This window comes from Verrucosispora sp. ts21 (assembly GCF_002879555.1).
Classification (GTDB): domain Bacteria; phylum Actinomycetota; class Actinomycetes; order Mycobacteriales; family Micromonosporaceae; genus Micromonospora; species Micromonospora gifhornensis.
This window is the reverse complement of record NZ_PNOZ01000015.1, coordinates 14,030-36,729: the sequence shown is the minus strand read 5'-3', so window position 1 is coordinate 36,729 and position 22,700 is coordinate 14,030. Positions and strand designations below refer to the sequence as shown.

Sequence of the window (22,700 nt, the reverse complement as noted above, 5' to 3'; positions counted from 1 at the left end):
GTATCGCCTCGTCAACGGCGCGCGGGACGCGGACCGCCACGGCAGCCGACGTCGGTGTGACCGGCGGCTTTTCCCTGATCGGAGTCGCATGACCAGTCAGATGAGGATCCTTATCCGCGACGAGAAGAACGACGTCGAGGCGTTCGTCGTCGTCGACTCACTCGTCGCCGGCCGGGCGATGGGCGGAACCCGGATGACCACCGACGTCACCGTCGACGAGGTCGCCGGCCTCGCCTCGGCGATGACGAGAAAACTGGCCCTGGCCGGGGTGCCGATCGGCGGCGCGAAGGCCGGCATCCGCTGCGGCCTGCCACCGGGACCGCACCGCAACAAGGTCCTGACCGCGTTCGGCCGGCAGCTCACCCCCCTGCTGCGCGGCGGCCTGTACCTCGGCTCGGACCAGGGCATCACCCACGACGACCGGGACCTGTTCTTCTCCGCCGCCGGCTTCGATCCCCGGCGTCAACTCCCCTGGCTGCCGTGCAGCTGGGGGGAACTGTGGCGGCGCTGCCGCGAGGTGACCGGGCTCGGGGTCTGCGAGGCGGTCGACACCGCCGCCGCCCAGCTGCTCGGGCCGGAGGCGGTGCGTTCCATCGTCATCCAGGGCTTCGGTGTCGTCGGCCGGGCGGTCGCCTCCGGGCTCGCCGCCCGCGGCTATCCGATCGTCGCCGTCGCCGACCGGCTCGGCACCATCAGCGCCACCGGCGGACTCCCGGTCAGTGCGCTGCTGGACGCCACCGACAGCACCGGCACCATCGACCGGCGCCGCCTGCCCGCCGGAATCGAGTTGACCGACGCGTCGGACGCCTGGCTCGACGTCCCCGCCGACGTCCTGGTCCTCGCCGCCGGCAGCGGAGCTGTCAACGAGACGAACGTGGACCGGGTCATCCCGCACCTGCTCGTCGAGGCCGGCAACCTGACCTGCACCCCCGCCGCCGAGAAGCTGCTCCTCCAGCGCGGCGTGCACACCCTGCCCGGCCCGGTGGTGAACGTCGGGGCGGCGGCGGTGACAGGAATGCTGCTCACCGACTCGGTCGGCACGTACACCGACCCGGACAGCCTGGTCGCCGCCCTGTTCGAGACCGTCGCCACGATCATCAGGGACAACACGGCCGAGGTCATCACCCAGGCCCACGGCACCGATCGCCCGCTGAGCGTCGTCGCCGACTCCCTCGCCGCCCAGCGCGTCCACGCACGGACCATCGCCGCGGAACCGCTGAGCGTATGAGCCCGCGCGTCTGTGTGTACCACCCGAGCATGGGCCCGGCCATCACCCGGGCCCTACAGGCAGCCCACCCAGGGGTACGCGTCGACGTCGCGTCCGACCTGCGGACCGACCCGCCGCAGCCGGAAACGATCGACGTACTCGTCGCCAACCGGCTCCCCGACGGCCTGCTGAAGCGGTGCACCCGGCTGTCCTGGCTGCACCTGACCGGGACCGGTACGGATCATCTCGCCGCCGCCGGTGCGCCGCCCGGACTGCGGGTCACCACCTCCGCCACCGTCCCCGTCCGTGCCGTCGCCGAGTTCGCCTGGACGGCGGTCCTGGCCCTGGCCAAGGACCTGCCCCGACTCCGTGACCAGCAACACGAGCATCGCTGGCAGCTACCCGACGCGCGACTGGTCGCCGGCTCCCGACTGCTGCTGCTCGGCCTGGGCCGCATCGGTTCGGCGGTAGCCGAACTGGCCGCCGCATTCGGGGTACGGGTCACCGCGATCACCCGCACCGCCCGACCGTCACCACTGGCCGGCACGGTCCTGCCGCCGCACGTCCTGCGGGCCGCCGCCGCGGACACCGACCACCTCGTCAACACCCTGCCGAGCAACCCGGGCACCCGTGGTCTGGTCGACCGGCAGGTGATCGAGGCGCTGCCGGACGACGCGGTCGTGGTCAACGTCGGCCGCGCCGACACCATGGACACCGCCGCCCTGGTCGACAGGTTGCGGGCCGGGCGGTTGCGCGGCGCGGTGCTGGACGTGCACGACGAGGAGCCGCTGCCACCGGGGAGCCCGCTGTGGAGCGTGCCCCGGTTGTTCGTCACGCCGCACGGGGCGTACCGCTTCCCGGAGGAGGAACACGCCGTGGCCAAGGTCTTCCTCGCCGAGTTCGCGGCCTGGTCGGCCGCGGTGGCACCGGCCGAGCAGGGCGCTACCGGCTGCCCCTACCTGGCCCGGACGGAGATCGCATGACCACCCAGGTCACCCTCGACACCACCGCCATGCTCGCCGAGGCGGACCACCCCGTCGACCCGGACGCCCACTACCAGCAGGGCCTGCACCGGCTCGCCGACGCGCTGCGCGAGGAGGCCCGACTGCACCCGCAGGGTGCGGCCGCGGTACACGCCAGTCTGGTCGCGGCCCTGCGGACGCGGACCGCGGTGGACCGGCTGCACGCGCAGGTACCTCAGGTCGGCGCCGTCCCGGTGCACCGGCCGATCTTCGTGACCGGGCTGCTCAGAAGCGGCACCACGCTCGTGCAGAACCTGCTCACCGAACACCCCGCGCTGCGGGCGCCCGCATTGTGGGAGCTGATGCTGCCGGTCAGCGAACCCGGCGCGGACGCGCGGACGCTCGCCGACCGGGCCCAGGGGTACGTCGACGAGTACTACCGGGTCGCCCCACTGTTGCGGTCGATGCACTTCCTCGACGCGAACCGCCCCGACGAGTGCCACCGGCTGACCGGCAACGCCTTCGCCAGCATGGTCTACGGGATGCGCTACCGGGTGCCGTCGTACGACCGTTGGCTCGACGAGACCGGCATGGTGCAGGCGTACCGGGACCACCGCCGCCAACTCCAGGCGATCCTGTGGCGCCGCCCCGGCCGTCAGGTGGTCCTCAAGTGCCCGTTCCACCTGTGGCACCTGCGCGACCTGGTCCAGGTCTACCCCGACGCACGGATCGTGGTGCTGCACCGCGATCCCGCTGTCACCGTGGCCTCCACCTGCCTGCTCTGCGAGACGGTACGCGGCGCCCGCTGCGCGGCCATCGACCGGCACGAGATAGGTCGGCAGTGGTCGACGGCGGTCGGCACCGGACTGCGCCGGTACGCGCGCGACCGCAGCGCCCTGCCCTCGACCGTGCAACTGATCGAGGCGGACTACCCCGCCCTGCTCCGCGACCCGATCGCCGTCCTGCGCGACATCTGCGACCAGCTCGGCATCGGGCTGGCGGCACCGGCCGAGGCGGCCATGCGCCGCTACCTCGCGAACCACCCGCAGTACAGCACCGGCGCCTACCGGTACCGGGCCGAAGACTACGGACTCGATCCGGCCCGCCTGGCCCGGGAGTTCGCCGCGTTCCACCGTCCGTGACTTGCCCCGCGACCCGCAGCACCGCCGCACCAGGGAGGACCCCGTGACCACACCCCAATCTCGCGCCGCCGCGCTGATCGCGGCCACCAACGACGCCACGGTCGGGGCGGGCGAGGCGCTCACCATCGGCTTGCTGACGCCGGTCACCGGTCCCGGTGACGCCACCGCCGGTGAACTGATCGTGCGGGCGGCCTGCCTCGGCGCGGAGTACCTCAACGAACGCGGCGGCGTACGCGGCGGGCTGCCGGTGCGGCTGGTGCTGCAGAACGACCAGCCACTGGAGGAGGGCGAGATCATGCAGCGCAGCGCCGTCGGCGGGCTGGCGAAACTCGCCCTGGTTGACCAGGTGCACGCGGTCATCGGGCAGTGGCATCTGCGGACCGCACCCGGAGTGTCGGCGGCCGCCGAACTGTTCGGCGTGCCGCTGTTCGTGGAGAACGGGCACAGCACGCTGACCCAGCAACGTCGCCGCACCCTCTTCCGCACCTACTTCACCATCGCCGACCGGGCCCCGATGATCGCCGACCTGCTCGTCGAACAGGGGGTCCGCAAGGCGGGGATCCTCGCGGCGGACACCGTCTTCGGCCTGATGAACGCCGACACCATCGCCGACGAGTTGACCGCACGCGGCGTCGAGGTGCTCCGCTTCGACTTCCCGCAGGACACCACCGACGACGTCCGCGACCAGCTCCGGGCGGTCAAGGACTTCGCGCCGGACGTCCTCATCAACGGGGGTGTGGTCCGGACCAACTACATGATCATCCAACAGGCCGCGGAAGTCGGACTGCTGCCCGGACCGATGCTCGTGGTCCTCTTCCCCTTCCCGATGCGCTCGCAGGACTACTGGCGCCTCGCCGGCGAGGTCGGCAACCACGTCATCTGGCCCGCGCTGCTGTACCGGCCGTCCTGGCCGGGTCTGACGGAGATCGGTCGCTGGTTCACCGAGCGCTACGCCGAACGCTTCGGTTCGTTCCCACCGGACAACGCGCTGAACGCCTTCACCGACGTCACGATCCTCGGTCAGGCCGCCGACGCCGCGCGCGAACTGAGCCGCGAGGCGCTGATCGAGGCGCTGGAGACCCACGAGTTCGACACCTGGCGGGGCCCGGTGCGGTTCCAGCGGGACGACCAGCACTGGCACCACAGCCCGCCACCCATCGTCCTGATGCAGTACCAGCAGGTCGGACAGACCTTCGACGACGCGACGATCGTCTACCCGCCCCAGGCCCGTACCGGTACGCTGACCCGCCCCGACCGCGACGCGCAGGTCGTCCGGTGACCGACCCCGCAGGTACGACGGCCGCCGCCCGGCTCGTCGCCACGCTGCGCGCGCACGGCGTGGACCGCGTCTTCTGCGTACCGGGCGAGAGTTTCCTGCCGGTGCTGGACGGGCTCGCCGACGCCGGCATCGACCTGGTCACCTGCCGCCACGAGGGCGGGGCCGCCTTCATGGCGCTGGCGGACGCCAAACTCACCGGCACACCGGGGGTGGTGCTGGTCAACCGCGGCCCGGGTGCGACGAACGCCGCGATCGCGGTGCACTCGGCGGACCTCGACGCCACCGGGCTGCTGCTGATCGTCGGCGACGTGCCCACCGCCGAGCGCGGGCGACGCTCCTTCCAGGAACTCGACCACCAGGGCACCTTCGCCGGGATGTCGCGCGGGGTGTTCACCGTCGGGCATCCCCACCATGTCGCCGAGTTCACCGCCCGCGCTCTCGCCGCCGCACGCGGTGGGGTACCCGGACCGGCGGTGCTCGTCGTACCGGAGGACGTGCTCACCGCACCGGTGCCGGTGTCCGGCTCCGGGGCACCGGTGGCGACCGAGGTCGCCCCTGCGCCGGCCGACGCGATCGACCGGACCCTGGCCCTGCTGTCCGCGAGCCGACGACCGGTCCTGGTCGCCGGCTCCCAGGTGGACACCCCGCAGGGCCGACGCGCGCTGAAAGTGGCCGCCCACCGGCACCGCCTGCCGGTGCTGGTGACGAACAAGCGGCAGGACCTGTACGACAACACCGACCCGTTGTACGCCGGGCACCTGCACCTGGCGACCCCGGCACACCAGCGCGACCTGGTCGGCCGCGCCGACCTGGTGCTGGCCGTCGGCACCCGACTCGACGCCGTCAGCACCCAGCGGTACACGCTGCCCGACCCGGGCACCGCGCTGGTGCACGTGTACCCGGACGCGACGGTGCCCGGTGGGGCCTACCGGCCCCGGCTGGCGTACGCCTGCTCCCCGGCCGCCTTCCTGGAGCAGCTCGCCGCCGCACCGCCGCGCGCCATCGTCGACGACGACTGGGTCCGGCAACTCGCCGACCACGAGGCCGAACAGGCACAGTGGACTCCCGTCACCGCCGGCGACGGGGTGGTGTTCGGTCGGGTCGTCGCGGTGCTGAGCGACCTGACCTCGGGGCGTGGCGTGGTCACCGTCGACGCCGGCAACTTCACCTCCTGGGTGCACCGGTACCACCGGGTGGTCGAGGAAGGCCGGCTGCTGGGCATCGGGTCGAGCGCGATGGGTTTCGGCGTACCGGCGGGTGTGGCGGCCGCACTGCGTCACCCGGAGCAGCCCACAGTCGTCTTCGTCGGCGACGGGGGTTTCCTGATGACCGGCAGCGAACTGGCCACCGCGGTCCAGCGCCACGCCCGGGTGGTCATCGTCGTCGCCGACAACGGCAGCTACGGCACCATCCGCCAACACCAGGAGCGCCGCAGTCCGGGACGGGTCGTCGGCACCGACCTGACCAATCCCGATTTCGCCCTGCTCGCCCACGCGTACGGGGCGTTGGGTCTCACCATCGGCACCGACGCCGAGGTGGAGCCGGTGCTGTCGAAGGCGCTCGCCCACCCCGGCCCGGTCGTGGTGCACGTACGCACCAGCCTCACGCACATCTCCGCCTACCAGCGCCTCACCGACCTCGGGAGGGTCCGATGAACCTCGTGCAGCGACTGACCGGTCTCGTCGGTGCCGACCACGTGCTGCTCGGTGACGCGATCGGCGCCCGGTACGCACAGGATCTGTGGGGCAGCGACCGGATCGGTACGCCGACGGTGGTGGTCCGCCCGGCGGACACCGGTGAGGTCGCGGCCGTACTGGCGGAGTGCCATCGTCGGCGTCAGCCGGTGGTGGTGCAGGGCGGGATGACCGGGCTGGTGGGCGGTGGCGTCCCGGACGCACACGAGGTGGTGCTCTCGCTGGAACGGATGACCGCGATCGAGGAGATCGACGTGGTCGGCGCGACGATGACGGTCCAGGCGGGTGCGACGCTGCAACAGGTGCAGGAGGCCGCCGAACGGCACGGGCTGATGTTCCCGCTGGACCTGGCCTCACGCGGGTCGTGCACGATCGGCGGCTGCCTGGCCACCAACGCGGGCGGCAACCGGGTGCTGCGCTACGGCATGACACGTGACCTGGTGCTCGGCGTCGAGGCGGTGCTCGCCGACGGGACCACGTTGCCCGGGCTGCACAAGCTGGTCAAGAACAACGCCGGGTACGACCTCAAGCATCTGTTCATCGGCTCCGAGGGAACACTCGGGGTGATCACCCGGGCGGTGCTGCGCCTCCAGCCCCTGCCCCGTACCCGTTACGTGGCCTTCTGCGGGCTGTCCGGCGTGGACGCGGCACTGGCGTTGCTGGGCCGGCTCCGCGCGGCGTTGCCGGGCTCGGTGAGCGCGTTCGAGGCGATCTGGGACGAGGCGTACCAGTTGATCCTGCCGCTGCGCGACACGGTGCGGACACCGCTCGTCGGCCGGTACCCGGTCTACGCGCTCGTGGAGATCCAGGGCTCGGACCCGGTCGGCGACACCGAGCGGTTCGTCTCGGCGTTGGACGGCTGCGACGACCTGATCACCGAGTCCGCCGTCGGGCTGGAGCCCGCGGAGGTGGCGGCCCTGTGGGCGGTACGGGAACGGATCCCGTCACTCATCCTCGGTGGCGAGGGGCCGTTGTTCGGCTTCGACGTGAGCCTGCCCGCGACGTGCCTGGAGGCCTACCTGACCACTGTCGACCGCGAGTTGCGCGAGCTGTGGCCGCAGGTGTCGTTGCAGGTCTTCGGGCACCTGGGCGACGGAAACGTGCACATCGCGGTGATCACCGGCGAGACCACCCGTCGACGCAAGGCGGAGGTCGAGCACATCGTCTACCGCAACGTGGAGCGCTACCAGGGGTCGATCTCCGCCGAGCACGGTATCGGCTTCGAGAAGGAGCCGTACCTGGCCTACTCCCGACGCCCGGCGGAGATCGCCACGATGCGCTTGCTCAAGCAGGCTCTCGACCCGCACGGCATCCTCAACGGCGGGCGGATCTTCGCCACCGGAGGCGACCAGGTGCGGCTCCGGGCGGAGGTGCCGGCATGACCCTGCTCCGCAGTTCCCTGCGCCCGTACGGGACCTCGATCTTCACGGCGATGAGCCAGCAGGCGACCCGGCAGCAGGCGGTGAACCTGGCCCAGGGGGCACCGGACTTCGGTCCACCGGCCGCCCTGCTGGCCGCCGCCGACGAGGCGGTACGCAGAGGCGGGCATCAGTACAGCATGAGCATCGGGATGCCCGCGCTGCGTCAGGCGATCGCCGCCGACCTGCTGCGCCGCTATCGACGTCAGGTCGACCCGGAGACCGAGGTCACGGTGACCGCCGGTGCCAGCGAGGCGATCTGGTGCGCCGCGCTCGGGCTGCTCGAACCGGGCGACGAGGCGATCGTCCTGGAACCCTGCTACGAGCAGTACCCGCCCACCGTGACGGCGGCCGGGGCGACGGTGCGCTACGTCCCCTGTGACTTCCCCGAGTTCCGGCTGGATCCCGAGCGGCTCGCCGAGGCGTTCAATCCGCGCACCCGACTGGTCTTCCTCAATACGCCGTGGAACCCGGCCGGTCGGGTGCTCCGCGAGCCGGAACTGACGCTCATCGGCGAACTCGCCGAGAAGTACGACGCATACCTGGTCTCGGACGAGACGTACGAGCACCTGACCTTCGACGGGGTGGAGCACCTTCCGGTCGCCGAGGTCGCGGCATGCCGGGACCGTACCGTGACGATCTCGTCGGTGTCGAAGACCTTCTCGGCGACCGGCTGGCGGGTCGGTTGGGCGGTGGCCCCACCGGCTCTGACGGCGGCGCTGCGCGCGGTCAAACAGTTCGTGACGTTCGCGCCGGCCACTCCGCTGCAACTGGCCACCGCCGTGATGGTGACCGACGCCCCGGCCAGCGGTTACTACGAGCTGTTGCGCGCCCAGTACGCCCAGCGGCGGGCGGTGCTGCGGGACTACCTGCAACGCACCCCGCTGACCCTGGCCGACAACGAGGGGACCTTCTTCCTGCTCGGCAGGTGCACCGACGACGACGTGGAGTACTGCACGGAGCTGATCCACAGTCGGGGGGTGGCGGCGATCCCGGCCTCCCGGTTCTACGCCGATCCGCAGCGGGGCCGAGGACTTGTCCGCTTCGCATTCTGCAAACGTCTCGATACGCTGCGGCTGGCGGGTGACCGTCTGACCGCGGGAGGGTGATCTGACGATGGAACCGACTGCGCTGCCCCTGGCGGCACGGGACTACCTCGATCCACTTGCGGCGGAGATGGCCGCGTTCGAGGCGATCGCCCGCAAGGCCGACCTGTCGGTGCCGGTACCGGCACAGGTGAGCCGCTACTGGCAGCTGCGGGATCTGGTGGCCCACCTCGGCGGCATCCACCGGTGGGCGGTGGAGAACATCCGTACCGGCAAGCGGGCCCGGCAGGTGCCGAAGCCGGACGACGACGCCGACCTGGCGGACTGGTACCGCGCCGGAGCGGACCTGCTCCTCGACGAGCTGGCCCGGACCGACCCGGACGCGCCCTGCTGGAATTTCAGCACCGTGCCCCGGGCCGCCGGTTTCTGGTTCCGGCGGCAGTTCCACGAAACCCTGATCCACGGACGCGACGCCGACCTGACCCTGGGCGAACTGCGACCGGTGCCGCAACTGCTGGCCGCCGACGGCGTGGACGAGGTGCTGCGGGTGATGCTGGCGGTCGGCCACCGTTGGGACGGCAAACCGGTCACCACGCTCACCGGCCCGGTGACCGTGGAGCTGTCCGACACCGGGCACCGGTGGGTGCTGACCCCGTCGGGCAACCGGGTTCCGGCGGTCAGCGGCCCGAGGGCTGCTGCTGCGGACGAGTCGGTGGCGGTGGTACGCGGACCGGCCCAGCAGGTGCTGTTGCTGCTCTGGCAGCGGCTGCCGTTCGCCGACGGTACACACCTGGTCAGCGGTGACACCGACCTGGTGCAGCGACTGCTGAAGAGTCAGATCACGCCGTAGCCTCAGACCCCGAGGCCACCGCTGACCACCAGTTGGGTCCCGGTCACGTGCCGGGACTCGTCACTGGCGAGATAGAGGATCGCCGCCGCCGCGTCGTCGGGGGTGCCGAGTTCACCCATCGGCACCCGGGCCAGGTACGCGGTGCGGGCCCGGTCCACGTCCGGATCGAACAGGGCGAGCACCCGGTCACCCAGGTCGGTCTCGATCAGTCCAGGGTGCACCGAGTTGCACCGGATGCCGTACCGCCGCCAGGCGCAGTGCACCGCGACGGACTTGGTGAGCTGGGTGATGGCGGCCTTCGCCGCGCCGTACGCGGTGAACAGCGGGGTGGACATCAGCCCGGCGGTGCTGGAGACGTTGACGATGCTGCCGCCGCCGCTGGCCCCCATCACCCGTACCGCGGCACGGCAGCCGAGCATGACGCTGTCCAGGTTGACCGCGAGGATGCGCCGCCACTGCTCCAGTTCCACCTCCTCGATGTCCTGGGCCTGCTCGTCGCCGATCCAGCCGGCGTTGTTGACCAGGATGTCGAGGCGTCCGTACCGGGCGACGACCGCGTCGACGACCGCGTCCCAGCGGTGTTCGTCGACCACGTCCTGAGGCAGGTACCAGGCGGGCCCGCCGATCCGTTCGACCGCCTCGGCGCCCCGCTCGGGGTCGCGGCCGGTCACCACGACGGCCTGCGCGTCGTGCCGGGCGAACAGCTCGGCGGTGGTCAGGCCGATGCCTGCGGTACCGCCGCTGATCAGGCAGACCTTGCCGGCCAGCCGCATGGGTGCCTCCCTCGTCACGATCCCGCGCCGTCGAGCAGGCGCTGCACCTCGTCGTCGGTCATCGATTCCACCCGCGCCAGCACGTCGTCGAGCAGCCGATCGTCGACGGTCTGCGGGGCCAGGCCCTGCCGCACCTCGGCGGCGAGCGTGGCGAGCGTGGGGCGCTGGAAGTAGCGCAGGGCGTCGATCTCGACGCCGAAGGCGAGCTGGGCCATGGCGACCAGCCGGATCAGCATGACGCTGTCGCCACCGACCTCGAACAGGTCGTCGTCGGCGGACACCGGGACGCCCGGGAGCACGACGGCGTAGCACTCGTCGCGCAGTCGGCGCAGAACCTGGTCGTCTCCGGTGTCGCCGGTCCGGTTTTCGGTGTCCACCCGCACCCCCTGATCAACCAAGCAACAACTAGACTATTGACTACAGTTATATCGTGAGTCAAGGCTCAAGTTCGGAGGCGACGCATGACCATGGAGTCCGACACGGAAGCCCTCCAGCGGCGACTCGACCACCTGCCGCCCGACCGGCGCAGGGCGCTGGAACGCGTGCTGCGCGCCCGCGCCGAACCGCCCCGCTCGACCGCGCCGCTGGCCCCCCGGCCCGATCCCGACGCGCCGGCACCGCTGTCGTACGCACAGGAACGGCTCTGGTATCTCGAACAGCTCTACCAGCGGCGCGACATCTTCGCCTTCCCCACCGCCAGCCGCCTGCACGGGGAGCTCGACCTGGCCGCGCTGCGCAGCGCCTGCGCCGACCTCGCCGCCCGACACGACTCGCTGCGCACCATCGTCACCACGATCGACGGCAGACCGGCCCAACAGATCCTGCCCGTGGGCACTGTGGACTTCGCGCTCGTCGACCTCACCGGCGCCGACCCCGCGGCCTGTGCCGAGCGGGCCAGCGCCGACGCGCTCGCCGGCTTCGACCTCGCGACGCAGCCGCCACTGCGGATCCGCCTCTACCGGCTCGCCGACGACGACCACGTCCTGGTCGTCAACCAACACGTCGCCGTCGCCGACATGCCGTCCCGGGCGATCCTGCTCCGCGACCTGTGGAACCGGTACGAAGCCGCCGCGTACGGCACCGCGCCGCCGCTGCCCACCCTGCCGATCCAGTACGCCGACTTCGCCGTCTGGCAACGCGACCGCCTCGACGGCCAACGACTGGACCGGCTGCTCGACTACTGGCAGCAGCACCTACGCGACGCGCCGCACAAGCTCGCCATCCCCACCGACCGGCCCCGCCCCGCCCGGCACGAGGGCGCCGGACGGTTCTACTACGACACCGCCCCCGACGGGCTGGGTGAGCGGGTCCACGAGGCCGCGCGGGCGTGGCGTACCACCCCGTCGGTGCTCCTGCTCGCCTGCTACCGCCTCCTGCTGTGGCAGTACAGCAGCCAGGAGGACATCGTCATCGGCGTGCCCAAGAGCGAGCGGGCCCACCCGGAGACCGAGAACCTCATCGGCTACTTCGTCAACGTGCTGCCGTTGCGCTCCCAGGTACGCGACACCGACACCGCCCGGCAGGTCATCGCGCGCGAACACGCCCACGCCCTCGCCGCGTACGCCCGACAGGAGCTGCCGTACGAGCGGGTGGTGCGTGACGTCAACCCGGTCCGCGAGGCCGGTGTCCCGCCGCTGTACCAGGTCTCCTACTCGTACCTGGCCGACGACGGCACCGGGTTGCCGCTGGCCCCCACCGGCCTGCGCGGCGAGCCGTTCCCGCTGCGGTCCGAGGGCACCGAGTACGACCTCGGCGTCAACATCCTGCACGGGGCGCAGCTCGGCGCGCAGTGGCCGTACAACGACGACATCTTCGACGAGTCGACGATCGTCGCCCTCGCCGGACAGTTCTGGGCGCTCGTCGCCGCCGTGGTCGACGACGTCGACACGCCGGTCACCGCGCTGCCGGTGGTCCACGAGGCCCGCACCGCCCCGACCACCGCAGCCGGTGACGGCGCTCGGCGTACCCCGGTCGACTCCCCGCTCGCGACGATCCCGGCTGCCGCCGCCGCCCTCGGGGCGATCGGCCGCCTGCTCAGCACCGCACCCCCCGGCAGCGCCCTGGCCGACGTGGACGCCGCGCTGGCCGAGGCCACCGGCGCCGAGCTGATCCGCGTTCCCGACGACGGCAGCGAGCTGACCGCGCTCGTGGACCGGCTGCGGCCCGGTCTGCTCAGCGCCACCGTGCCCCTGTTGGCGCGACTTCCCGCAGGCTGGCGGGCCCCGCAGGGCTGCGCCCTGCTGGCCGTCGGTGACCTGCACCGCGCCGCCGCCGCGCGGCTCGCCGCCCGCGCCGACGTGGTCTGGTACGGCTGCCTGCGCACCGCCGGCGGCCTGGCCACGGTGGGTCGGCTGTCGGTCGGCCCGCACCGCGTCGACGCCGGTCGACCGCTCGCCCCGCTGCGGGCGTGGACGGCCCACCCGTCGGGCCGCCCGCTACCACAGGGCGCCTTCGGCACCCTGCACCTGGGCGACGCTGCGGACGCAGGCGAGCCGACCCGCTGGTACGCCCGGATCCGCGCCGACGGCCGCGTCGAACTCGTCGGCCCGGCCGACGAGAGGACCGTCCTGCGCGGGGTGCCCCTGCACCCGGGCGAGATCACCGACCTGCTGGTCGAGTGTCCCGGCGTACGCGACGCCACGACGATCACCACCGCGGACGGCACCCCGCACGCGTACCTGGTGCTGGACGGTACGGCCGACGTGTCGCAGGTACGGCAACGGCTGGAGCAGCGGCTACCGGGCTTCGCCGTGCCCGGGCTGACCGTGCTGCCCGCACTGCCGTACACCGCCGACGGGTACGTCGACCGGGCGGCACTGCCCGCACCCACCGCCGACGGGCGCACCGGCGGCCGGGCCCCGTCCGGCCCCGTCGAGCAGGTCGTCGTCGACGCGTGGCGCGACCTGCTGGGTCGGGCACCCACACAGGTCGACGACAACTTCTTCGACCTCGGCGGGCACTCGCTGATGTTGCAGCAACTGTCGGCCCGACTCTCGGAGGCCTTCGGCGGCGCGGTGCCGCTGATCGAGCTGCTGGAGCATCCGACGGTGGCCCAGCAGGCGCAGCTCGTCACCGAACTCGGCCTGGCCGAGGATCCGGCATGACCGCGTTGCACGACCCGACCGGATCTCCCGACCCGACCGGGTTGCACGAGCCGGTTGCGGCCATCCTGCGCGACGAGGTCCTCGCCGCCGTCCTGCCCGGACTCGACGTGCAGCCCACCGCGAACCTGTTCGAGTCAGGTGCCGACAGCCTCGCCCTGATCCGGCTGGTGAACCGCGCCAACCGGGTCTTCGAGGTCGAGGTGGACGCCGTCGCGTTCTTCCAGCAACCCACAAGCGACGTGCTGACCCGCCTGGTGGTGGACCAACTCCAGGGCGGGACCGGCCAGGGAGCCCCGCAGTGAGCGGCCCCGACACCGACCCGCGACTCGGCATGAGCGTGGCCCACCGGCGCTACGTCTCCCGCGCCGACGTCCGCTACGCGGGCGACCTCGTCAACGGCGCGTACGCCCTGGCCGGGTTCGGCGACGCGGTCACCGAACTCGCCATCCGGACCGACGGCGACGAAGGGCTGCTCGCCGGCTACCGGGCCGTCGAGTTCCACGCCCCGATCCGGGCCGGTGACGTCGTCGAGTTCACGGCCACGGTGACCCGGGTGCGTACCCGGTCCCGTACCGTCGCCCTGACCTGTTCGGTGCTCTGCCGCGCCACCCCCGAGCGGGGGGTCACCGCGGCGCAGCCGCTGCAACCGCCGGTCGTCGCGGTCACCGCCGAGGCCACAGTGGTGGTCCCCCCGGCGGGCTGACCGCTCACCCGCACCTCACGCACGAGCGTGCGCTACACCTCGTCCAGTCGCTGCCGCAGCGCCGCCCCGATGCGCGCGAGCGGCGCGGGTTCGGTCATCGACCAGTGGTTCGCCGCCACGTCGACCCGGGTCACCTGACCGCCCACGTACGGCTCCCACACGTCCGCGGTGGGCGCCTGCTCGGGCCGGTCCTCGGTGGCGGTGACGAAGAGCAGGTCGCCGTCGTACCGGCGGGGCAGGTGGTGGCGCATCGCCTCGACGTGCCCGGCGGCGGCGCGGGCGATCCCGGCGATCTCCGCGGTCCGCAACTGTGCCAGCGCCGGGTTCGCCTCCCGTACCAGCCGGGCGAGTTCCTCGTCGTCGGGCAGTACGGACAGGCTCGGATCGGTGCTGCGAAGCTCGGGGTCACCGGTGAGCACGCCGAGCACCTCGGCCGGAGTGGGCGGCTGGGCCGCCGGGCCCTGCTGCGGCACCGGGTAGGCGTCCAGCAGTGCCAACACGCCGACCTGCTCGCCCCGCTCCCGCAGCCGGACCGCGATCTCGTGGGCCACCAGGCCTCCGAAGGACCACCCGAGCAGGTGGTACGGCCCCTGGGGCGCGACCGCGCGGATCCGTTCGAGGTACAGCTCCGCGAGGGCCGCGACGTCAGCTGCGGCCGAATCCGGATCGGTCAGCAGCGGCGACTGGAGGCCGTACAGCGGTCGGTCGGACTCCAGGTGCCGGGCGAGTCCCGCGTAGCCCCAACTGAGCCCGGTGAACGGGTGTACGCAGAACAGCGGCGCGCGGTCACCTGTAGCTCGCAGGGGCAGCAGGACGTCGAGGCCGCCGTGCTCGGAGGCGTCGGAGAGCAGCCCGGCGACGGTCGGGGTGACGAACACCGACCGGACGCTGAGCTGCCGTCCGGTGGCCGCGGCGATCCGGTTGACCAGTTGGACCGTCAGCAGGGAGTGCCCACCCAGGTCGAAGAAGTTGTCGTCGATGGTGACCTTGTCGCGGTGCAGCAGTTCGGCGACGATCCCGCAGGCGATCTCCTCGTCCCGGGTTCGCGGTGCTCGTCCCCGCCCTCCGTCCCGGCCGGGTGCGGGCAGCCGGGACCTGTCGAGTTTGCCGCTCGCCGACAGCGGAAGCCGGTCGAGCAGGACGAGGCGTTGCGGCACCAGATGCGCCGGTAGCACGTGGCGGGCCTCGTCGCGCACCTCGGCGACGAACTCCGCCTCCGTACGGGGACACCTGAGCTGCGCCGGCCGCGCTGGCCGCGACAAATCGTCGGGACGGACGGCGTGCAGGCTGACCAACCCGGTGCCCGCGAGCAGTTCCGGCGTGTGCCGGGTGACCGCGAAACCGTGCCGGACCAGCAGGTCGCCGACCTCGTCGGCGCCAGCGTTGTCGGTCTCGACGAGCACCTGCCGGATCAGCGGCCAGTGCTCGTCGCGGATTCCGCGCAGCACGTCGAGTTCGCTGCGTTCGACGTCGACCTTGAGCAGATCGATGCGCGACACGGCGGTCTCGTCGATGACGGCGGACAGGGTGCGCAGCGCGACTGTCACACGTTCCGGTCGCAGTCGCTCGTCGCGCAGCTCAGCCCAGTGCGGGCTGTCCGCCGACACCCCTTCGTACCCCTGGACGACGCGGGCGTCGGCTGCGGTGTCGGCGTACCGGCCGGACATGATCGACAGGTGCGGGTAGTAGGTGAAGTCGACCTCGCCCTCGGTGTCGCCGAGCCCGTGGGCGAAGGTCTGCGCCGTCAGTCCGTACAGGGCGGTGTTGGCCGCCAGCATCCGGTGCAGGGCGGGCACCGGCTCGAAGGCGTACGTCACCACATCCGGGTGGGCGCGGTGCAGGGCGAGGCTGAACATGCCGACGTGTGCGCCGACGTCGAACACGCACGCGTCGGCGGGCAGCTCCAGACGTGCCGGTGACACCGGGCCGTCCTCGAACAGCTCCCGGTACAGGAACTGAGCGGTGGCCCGGTCCGGGGCCACGACCGCGGTGCCGTCGGGCAGGGTCTGCCACGGCAGTGACTCGGTCGCGCGCAGTGCCGCCAGGCGGTGCAGCAACGGCTCCGCCGTCGGGTCCGGCACGAGGTGACCGACGAGTTGGGCGCCGCCGTCCGGGGCGGGATGGGCAGCGACCGCGGCGGACGCCACGCCGGTGTGCCGGGCGAGCGCCTCCTCCACCTCCTGCGGCTCGATCCGCAGGCCACGGATCTTCATCTGGTCGTCGACCCGCCCCAGGAACTCCAGCGCGCCGTCGGCCCGCCACCGGGCGAGGTCACCACTGCGGTACATCCGGGACCCCGGCGGACCGTACGGGTCGGGCAGGAACCGCTGGGCGGTCAGGCCCGGCTGGTGCTGGTAGCCGTCGGCGAGCTGGCGGCCGGCCAGATACAGCTCGCCGGTGACACCGATGGGCAGCGGGTTCAGTTGGTCGTCGAGGACGTGCAGGCGGGTGTTCCAGACCGGTCGTCCGATCGGTACCGGTCCGGTGTCGTCGGGGCGGCACTGCCAGGCGCTGACCTCGACGGCCGCCTCCGTGGGCCCGTACAGGTTGTGCAGTTCCGCGTCGAACAGCTGGTGGAAGCGCCGCTGGACCGCAGTCGGAAGCTCCTCCCCGCTGACGAAGACCCGCCGCAGGCCGGTGCAGGTCGCCGCGGTGGGCTCGGCCAGGAACGTCCGCAGCATCGACGGTACGAAGTGCACGACGGTGACCGCGTCGTCGCGGATGCGCGCGGCGAGGCGACCGGGGTCGGCCTGCTCCCCCGGTGCGGCGAGCACGAGCGTGGCACCCACCTGGTGTGGCCCGAAGAACTCCGGCACCGACACGTCGAACCCGGCCGGGGTCTTCTGCAACACCCGGTCGGTGGTGTCGAGCGGGTAGTGGTGCAGCATCCAGGCGAGTCGGTTGACGATCGCGTGGTGTGACACGACGACCGCCTTCGGCCACCCGGTCGACCCGGAGGTGTAGATCACGTACGCGGGGTGTCGGGGGTGCAGGTCGCGCGCCGGCCGGGTGGCGGGCCGGGTGGCCAGCTCGGTGCGGGTCCGGGGATCGTCCAGGACCACGACCGGTACGCCGAGGTCGGGGAGTTCGGTGTCGCCGGTGGTCAACACGAGGGTCGGTCGACTGTGCCGTACCGCGTACCGCAGTCGCTCCGCCGGGTGGTCGGTTTCCAACGGCAGGTACGCCGCACCGGCCTTGTGCACGGCGTAGAGGGCGACGATCAGCTCGACCCGCCGGGGGATCGCGACCGCGACGATCGCCCCGGGCGTGACCCCGTGGGAGAGGAGGTGATGCGCGAGCCGGTTCGCCGCCTCGTCGAGCGTCGCGTAGCTGACGGCACCCGTGTCGGCGACGACGGCGGTGGCCTCGGGGCTGCGCTGCACCTGCGCCTCGAACAGATCGGGCAGCACCGCGTCGGGTACGGGTCGGTCGGTGCGGTTGAACGCGTCGAGCACCCGCTCGCGTTCGCCCGGCAGGAACAGGTCGACGGCGTCCAGCGGCTGCGCCGGATCGCGGCTGACCGCGTCGAGAAGGTGGACCAGCCGAGCCCCCAACCGCGCCACGGTGTCCCGGTCGAACAGATCGGTGGCGTACTCGAACGAGCCGAGGATGCCGGCGGGTCGTGCCTCGGTGTAGTTCTCCTCCGCGCCGAGCACCAGGTCGAACTTGGCCACGTGCAGGTCGACCAGCTCCGCAGTGACGGTGACGTCGCCCAGCGGCGGCAGGCCGCCCGCCCCACCGCTGTTGACCTGGAGCACCACCTGGAACAGGGGGTGGTGCCCGGCGGCACGCGGCGGGTTGAGCGCCTCGGCGAGCAGCTCGAAGGGCAGATCCTGGTGGGCGAAGGCGGCGAGGTCGGTGTCGCGTACCCGGGTCAGCAGTTCGGCGAAGGTGGGGTTGCCGGCGGTGTCGGTGCGCAACACCAGGGTGTTGACGAAGAAGCCGACGAGGGCGTCGAGGTCGGCCTCGGCCCGCCCGGCGGTGGGTGCGCCCACGGGAATGTCGGTGCCCGCGCCGAGGCGGGTCAGCAGGGCGGCGAACGCGGCCTGGAAGAGCATGAACATGCTGACGCGGTGGCGTCGGGTCAGGTCGAGCAGGCGGGCGTGCAGCTCGGCGTCGATCGGGAAGGTGAGCAGGTCACCCCGGTAGCTGGCGACCGGGGGCCGGGGCCGGTCGGCGGGCAGTTGCAGCGCCGCCGGCAGCTGCGCCAGGGTCCGCTTCCAGTAGGCGAGCTGGCGACCCAGCGGGCTGTCGGGGTCGGTGACCTCGCCGAGCTGCGCCCGTTGGCGCAGGGTGTAGTCGGCGTACTGCATCGGCAGGGGCGGCCAGGTCGGCGCCGACCCGTCGCGGCGAGCCGTGTAGGCGGTGCCCAGGTCGGTCAGCAGCGGCAGCAGGGAGAGCCCGTCGCTGGCGATGTGGTGCAGGACGATCATGAGCACGTGCTCCTGCGGCCCGGTGGGCAGCAGCCACGCGCGGACCGGCAGGTCGACGGCGAGGTCGAAGACGGTTGCGGCGGCGTCGGCGAGAAGCTGTGGCAGCTGTCCCGGTGTGACGTCCGGGCGGATCAGCGGTACGTGGGCGTCGGCCACGACGTGCTGCGTCGGTTCGCCGTCGAACTGCGGGTAGACGGTACGCAGCACCTCGTGCCGGCTCACCACGTCGTCGAGCGCCACCTGCAGGGCGTCCGGGTCCAGCGGTCCGGTCAGCCGCAACGCCATCGGCACGTTGTAGGTGGCGCTGGGGCCTTCCATCTGGGCCAGGAACCACAGCCGCCGTTGGGCGTAGGAGAGCGGCACCCGCTCCGGGCGTCCCGGCTCGCCAGGCGGGACCGCACCGACGTCCGCAACCTGCGGCTGCTCGGTCGGTGCCTCGACCTGCGGCTGCTCGGTCGGTGCCTCGACCTGCAGCTGTTCGGTCGGTACCGCGAGGTCCTGGTCGTCCGCGCCGCTGCCGCCGTCCAAGGTGTGCGCCATCCCGGCCACGGTCGGCGTGTCGAAGATGGTCCGGATCTCCAGTTCGGCACCGAGCCGTTCGCGTACCCGGTTCACCAGCCGCACCACGAGCAGCGAGTACCCGCCCAGGTCGAAGAAGCTGTCGTCGATGGTGACCGTGTCCACCCCGAGCACCTCGGCGAAGAGTTCGCAGAGCACCCGCTCCGTCTCGGTACGCGGTGCGCGCCCCTCGGTGAGCTGCGGCGCGGGCAGTGCCGCCTGGTCGATCTTCCCCACCGTGGTCAGGGGCAGTTCGTCAAGTACGACATAGCTGCCGGGTACGACGCTGGCGGGCAGTTCCCGGGTCAGGTGTGCGCGTAGTTCGGCCTCCCCCGGCACCCGGGACCCGGGAACCAGGTACGCGACGAGCCGGGGACCGCCGGGCAGGTCCGTACGGAGCAGGACGGCGGCCTGGCGTACCTCCGGATGGCCGGCGAGACAGGCCTCGATCTCGGTCAGCTCGATCCGTACGCCGCGCAGCTTGACCTGGGTGTCGATGCGCCCGAGGAACTGCAACTGGCCGGCCTCGCTCCACATGCCGAGGTCTCCGGTGCGGTACATCAGCTCACCGGGACGGAACGGGTTCGGCACGAACCGGGCGGCGGTCAGCTCAGGGGCGTTGAGGTAGCCGCGGGCCAGACCCACACCGCCGACGGTGATCTCGCCGGGCACCCCGACCGGGGTGGGCTTGTCGAAACGGTCGAGCACGTAGACGAAGCGGTTGGGCATGGCCCGACCGATCGGCGGCTGTCCCCGCCATTCCCGGTGTTCGCAGACGTAGTAGCTGCACCCGATGGTGATCTCGGTGGGGCCGTACCCGTTGACGAAGCGACGGCCGGGGGCCCGCCACCGGTTCACCAGGTCACCGGGCAACGCCTCACCACCGACGAGGATCTTGCGCAGCAGCGGGTACTCCGCCGGTGGGATGAGGCTCAGCACCGCCGGCGGAGCACCGAGATAGGTGATGCCCTCGGCCTCGATCACCCCGGACAGCGAACCGGGGTCGCTGCGCAGCTGCTCCGGCGCGAGCACCAGGGTCGCTCCGGAGGTGAGCGCGGAGAAGATCTCCCCCTCGGCGAGGTCGAAGTTGACCGCGGCGTACTGCAACATCTGGTCGCCAGGTCCGAGTTCGAACACCCCGGTCATCCAGGAGACGAAGTTGGACAGCGCGCGGTGCTCGATCAGCACGCCCTTGGGCCGTCCGGTCGAACCGGAGGTGTAGAGGACGTAGACAAGCGACGACTCGGTGACTGGCGACGGTTCAGCAGGTGTCGGCGCGGCGGCGATCGCGGCGGCGTCGAGATCCAACCAGACCGGCTCCCAGCCGGTGCTGTCCGGAAGCCGGTCCCGTACCCGGGAGTGGCTGATCACCACCTTGGCGCCCGCGTCGTCGAGCTGGTAGGCGAGCCGGTTGCGGGGGTGGGCGAGATCCAGTGGGAGGAACGCGGCGCCCGCGTTCATCGTGGCGAGGAAGGCGACGACGGTGTCGATGCCACGTTCCAGGGCGACCCCGACGATGTCCTCGTGTCCGACTCCGCGACCCCGCAGGTACCCGGCGAGGCGGTCGGCCCGCTCGATCAACCCACGGTAGGTGAGTTGCTCGTCGCCGTGGCGCAGGGCGACGGTGCGGGGCGTACGCGCGGCCTGGGCGGCGATCTGTCGGTGCACCGGTTCACGCAGGTACGGCCGGCGGGCCCCCTGCCAGGCCTCCAGGACCCGCTCACGTTCGATCGGGGTGAGTATCGGCAGTTCGCCCAGTACGGTGCCGCTGTTCGCCGCCACCGCCTCCAGCACGGTGCACAGGTGCCCCACGAGTCGTTCGATGCGGGGTACGGCGAACAGGTCGGTGCGGAAGTCGGCGGTGATGTGCAGCGCCTCTTCGTCCTCCTGGACGGTCAGGGACAGGTCGAACGGATGCCGGTCCAGTCCGGCGTCGACGAGTGCGGCGCTCACCTCGGGCAGGTCCAGCGCGGCACCGGCGGCTGCACCGGGCAGTAGCTGCAACCCCACCTGGAACAGCGGGTTGCGCCCGGCTTCCCGTTCCGGACGCACCGCGGCGACGACCTTCTCGAACGGTACGTCCTGATTGCGCCAGGCACCCAGCACTGTCTGCTGTACCCGGTCGAGCAGTTCGTCGAAGGTGGGGTTGCCGCCGAGATCGGTGCGGAGCACGACCATGTTCACGAAGTGACCGATCATCTTCGGCAGCTGGGGGCGGTGTCGGCCGGTGGTGGTGGTGCCGATGACGATGTCGTCCTGACCGGTGTAGCGGGACAGGACCGCGTCGAAGGCCGCGACGAGGGTCATGAACAGCGTCGCTCCGCGCCGACGGGACAGCTCGCGCAGGGCCGGTACCACCGCGCCGCGAAGGACCGTCGTCACGCTCTCGCTGCGGTCGGAGGGTACGACCGGCCGGGGGAAGTCGGTGGGCATCGCCAACGTCGGCAGGTCCCGCAGCGTCCGCTGCCAGTAGTCCAGCTGCCCGGTCAGCATCTCGTCGCCTCGGCTGCGCTGCCAGACCGCGAAGTCGGGGTAGTGCACCTGCGGTACGCCCAGCGCCGGTTCGGTACCGGTCACCGCGGCCCGGTACAGCTCGGTCAACTCGGCGAGCAGGGTCTGTGACGACCAGCCGTCGACGCAGATGTGGTGCATGGTGAGGGCGAGCAGGTAGTCCTGCGGGCCGAGGACGGCGATCGTGGCGCGGAACAGGGCCTCCCGGTCAAGGTCGAAGGGCCGGTCGACGGCCTCGCGGGCCCAGCGGGCAACTGTGCTGTCGCGTTCGGCCTCCGGAGTACGGGACAGGTCGACGACGGTCACAGCGGCCCCCGCGTCGTGGACCACCTGGACCGGCCGCCCGTCCTGGTCGACGACCGTGGTGCGCAGTGCCTCGTGCCGGGTGACGAGGTCGTGCAGGCTGGCGCAGAGTGCGCCGATTTCCACGCGTCCGCGTAGCCGGAAGGTGGCCCCGAGGTTGTAGGTGCTGGTTCCCGGGTTCAGCCGGTCCAGGAACCAGAGGTGCTCCTGCAGGTAGGACAGCGGCAGCGGGTGGGTGCCGTCAGGACGTCGCCTGATCAGGTCCTGCTCCGGTTCGGCGAGGCTGCCGGTGAGCCTCCTGAGCACCTTGTCCCGCTCGTCAGCCGGAAGTGAACGGACCCGATCGCCGAAGCTATCCATAACCACCCCGCCTGTTGCATGACTGTAGTCTTCAAGCCGTGACTACAGTAATGTCAACTGCATGCAGCGTCAACGAATCCCCCTCGACCCTCCATCCGGGACGCGCACCCCCCACAGGACAAGGTTTGACGAGAATCCCACCCGGTTCATATTTACAAGAGTTACGGCGATCAGTAACGATGCATCAGGTAGTGGATCGCCAACACACGGTTGGGAGGTTGTCCGGTGCTTACCCCTCACCTCATCGACTGGCCCTGGTAAACCCACCCATCCGGTGCCGTGCGGGCCGTGTTCCAACGGCCCGCACGAGCCCCGGAGCGGCACCCGCCCGTCGGGTCCGACCGCCCCGCAGATGTC

General features: G+C 71.7%; 14 protein-coding genes. 11 read left to right on the top strand and 3 right to left on the bottom strand.

What is annotated here, in order from left to right; genetic code table 11:
* Positions 1 to 88 precede the first annotated feature (88 nt).
* The 8 genes from C1A38_RS08895 to C1A38_RS08860 are packed head-to-tail and all read left to right on the top strand — an operon-like array spanning position 89 to position 9,598.
* Positions 89 to 1,228, top strand: a complete 1,140-nt coding sequence (locus C1A38_RS08895; protein ID WP_102657359.1) for a Glu/Leu/Phe/Val dehydrogenase dimerization domain-containing protein — start codon at positions 89 to 91, stop codon at positions 1,226 to 1,228.
* Positions 1,229 to 1,257: 29 nt separating this feature from the next.
* Positions 1,258 to 2,190, top strand: a complete 933-nt coding sequence (locus C1A38_RS08890) for an NAD(P)-dependent oxidoreductase (protein ID WP_158244871.1) — start codon at positions 1,258 to 1,260, stop codon at positions 2,188 to 2,190.
* Positions 2,187 to 3,311 (top strand): sulfotransferase family protein, encoded by a 1,125-nt coding sequence (locus C1A38_RS08885; protein WP_102657357.1) that lies wholly within the window; start codon positions 2,187 to 2,189, stop codon positions 3,309 to 3,311. Before C1A38_RS08890 ends, C1A38_RS08885 begins: the two co-directional genes overlap by 4 nt.
* A 43-nt stretch (positions 3,312 to 3,354) precedes the next feature.
* Positions 3,355 to 4,590, top strand: a complete 1,236-nt coding sequence (locus C1A38_RS08880) for an ABC transporter substrate-binding protein (RefSeq protein ID WP_233196716.1) — start codon at positions 3,355 to 3,357, stop codon at positions 4,588 to 4,590.
* Complete coding sequence (locus C1A38_RS08875; RefSeq protein ID WP_102657356.1) at positions 4,587 to 6,245, top strand: thiamine pyrophosphate-dependent enzyme; 1,659 nt, start codon at positions 4,587 to 4,589, stop codon at positions 6,243 to 6,245. Before C1A38_RS08880 ends, C1A38_RS08875 begins: the two co-directional genes overlap by 4 nt.
* The gene (locus tag C1A38_RS08870) at positions 6,242 to 7,666 is read left to right on the top strand and encodes an FAD-binding oxidoreductase (protein WP_102657355.1); all 1,425 of its coding nucleotides are present in this window, start codon (positions 6,242 to 6,244) and stop codon (positions 7,664 to 7,666) included. Before C1A38_RS08875 ends, C1A38_RS08870 begins: the two co-directional genes overlap by 4 nt.
* Positions 7,663 to 8,811 (top strand): aminotransferase class I/II-fold pyridoxal phosphate-dependent enzyme, encoded by a 1,149-nt coding sequence (locus tag C1A38_RS08865; protein WP_102657354.1) that lies wholly within the window; start codon positions 7,663 to 7,665, stop codon positions 8,809 to 8,811. Before C1A38_RS08870 ends, C1A38_RS08865 begins: the two co-directional genes overlap by 4 nt.
* Before the next feature lie 7 nt (positions 8,812 to 8,818).
* Entirely contained in the window at positions 8,819 to 9,598 is a 780-nt protein-coding gene (locus C1A38_RS08860; protein ID WP_102657353.1) for a maleylpyruvate isomerase family mycothiol-dependent enzyme, read from the top strand.
* A gap of 2 nt (positions 9,599 to 9,600) precedes the next feature.
* Here C1A38_RS08860 and C1A38_RS08855 read toward each other — a convergent pair whose 3' ends face one another.
* Positions 9,601 to 10,371 carry an SDR family NAD(P)-dependent oxidoreductase gene (locus C1A38_RS08855; RefSeq protein WP_102657352.1) on the bottom strand — a complete coding sequence of 257 codons (771 nt, stop codon included), beginning with the start codon at positions 10,369 to 10,371 and terminating at the stop codon, positions 9,601 to 9,603.
* A gap of 14 nt (positions 10,372 to 10,385) precedes the next feature.
* Complete coding sequence (locus C1A38_RS08850) at positions 10,386 to 10,748, bottom strand: acyl carrier protein (protein ID WP_158244870.1); 363 nt, start codon at positions 10,746 to 10,748, stop codon at positions 10,386 to 10,388.
* A gap of 84 nt (positions 10,749 to 10,832) precedes the next feature.
* On the opposite strand from C1A38_RS08850, the gene C1A38_RS08845 reads away from it, so the two are divergent.
* The 3 genes from C1A38_RS08845 to C1A38_RS08835 are packed head-to-tail and all read left to right on the top strand — an operon-like array spanning position 10,833 to position 14,178.
* The gene (locus C1A38_RS08845; protein ID WP_102657350.1) at positions 10,833 to 13,475 is read left to right on the top strand and encodes a condensation domain-containing protein; all 2,643 of its coding nucleotides are present in this window, start codon (positions 10,833 to 10,835) and stop codon (positions 13,473 to 13,475) included.
* Complete coding sequence (locus C1A38_RS08840; protein WP_102657349.1) at positions 13,472 to 13,777, top strand: acyl carrier protein; 306 nt, start codon at positions 13,472 to 13,474, stop codon at positions 13,775 to 13,777. Before C1A38_RS08845 ends, C1A38_RS08840 begins: the two co-directional genes overlap by 4 nt.
* A gap of 29 nt (positions 13,778 to 13,806) precedes the next feature.
* Positions 13,807 to 14,178: an FAS1-like dehydratase domain-containing protein gene (locus tag C1A38_RS08835; RefSeq protein WP_043724764.1), complete on the top strand. Its 372-nt coding sequence runs from the start codon at positions 13,807 to 13,809 to the stop codon at positions 14,176 to 14,178.
* 32 nt (positions 14,179 to 14,210) lie between these two features.
* On the opposite strand, the gene C1A38_RS08830 is transcribed toward C1A38_RS08835, so the two are convergent.
* Entirely contained in the window at positions 14,211 to 22,343 is an 8,133-nt protein-coding gene (locus C1A38_RS08830) for a non-ribosomal peptide synthetase (RefSeq protein ID WP_102657348.1), read from the bottom strand.
* Between the last annotated feature and the right edge of the window lie 357 nt (positions 22,344 to 22,700).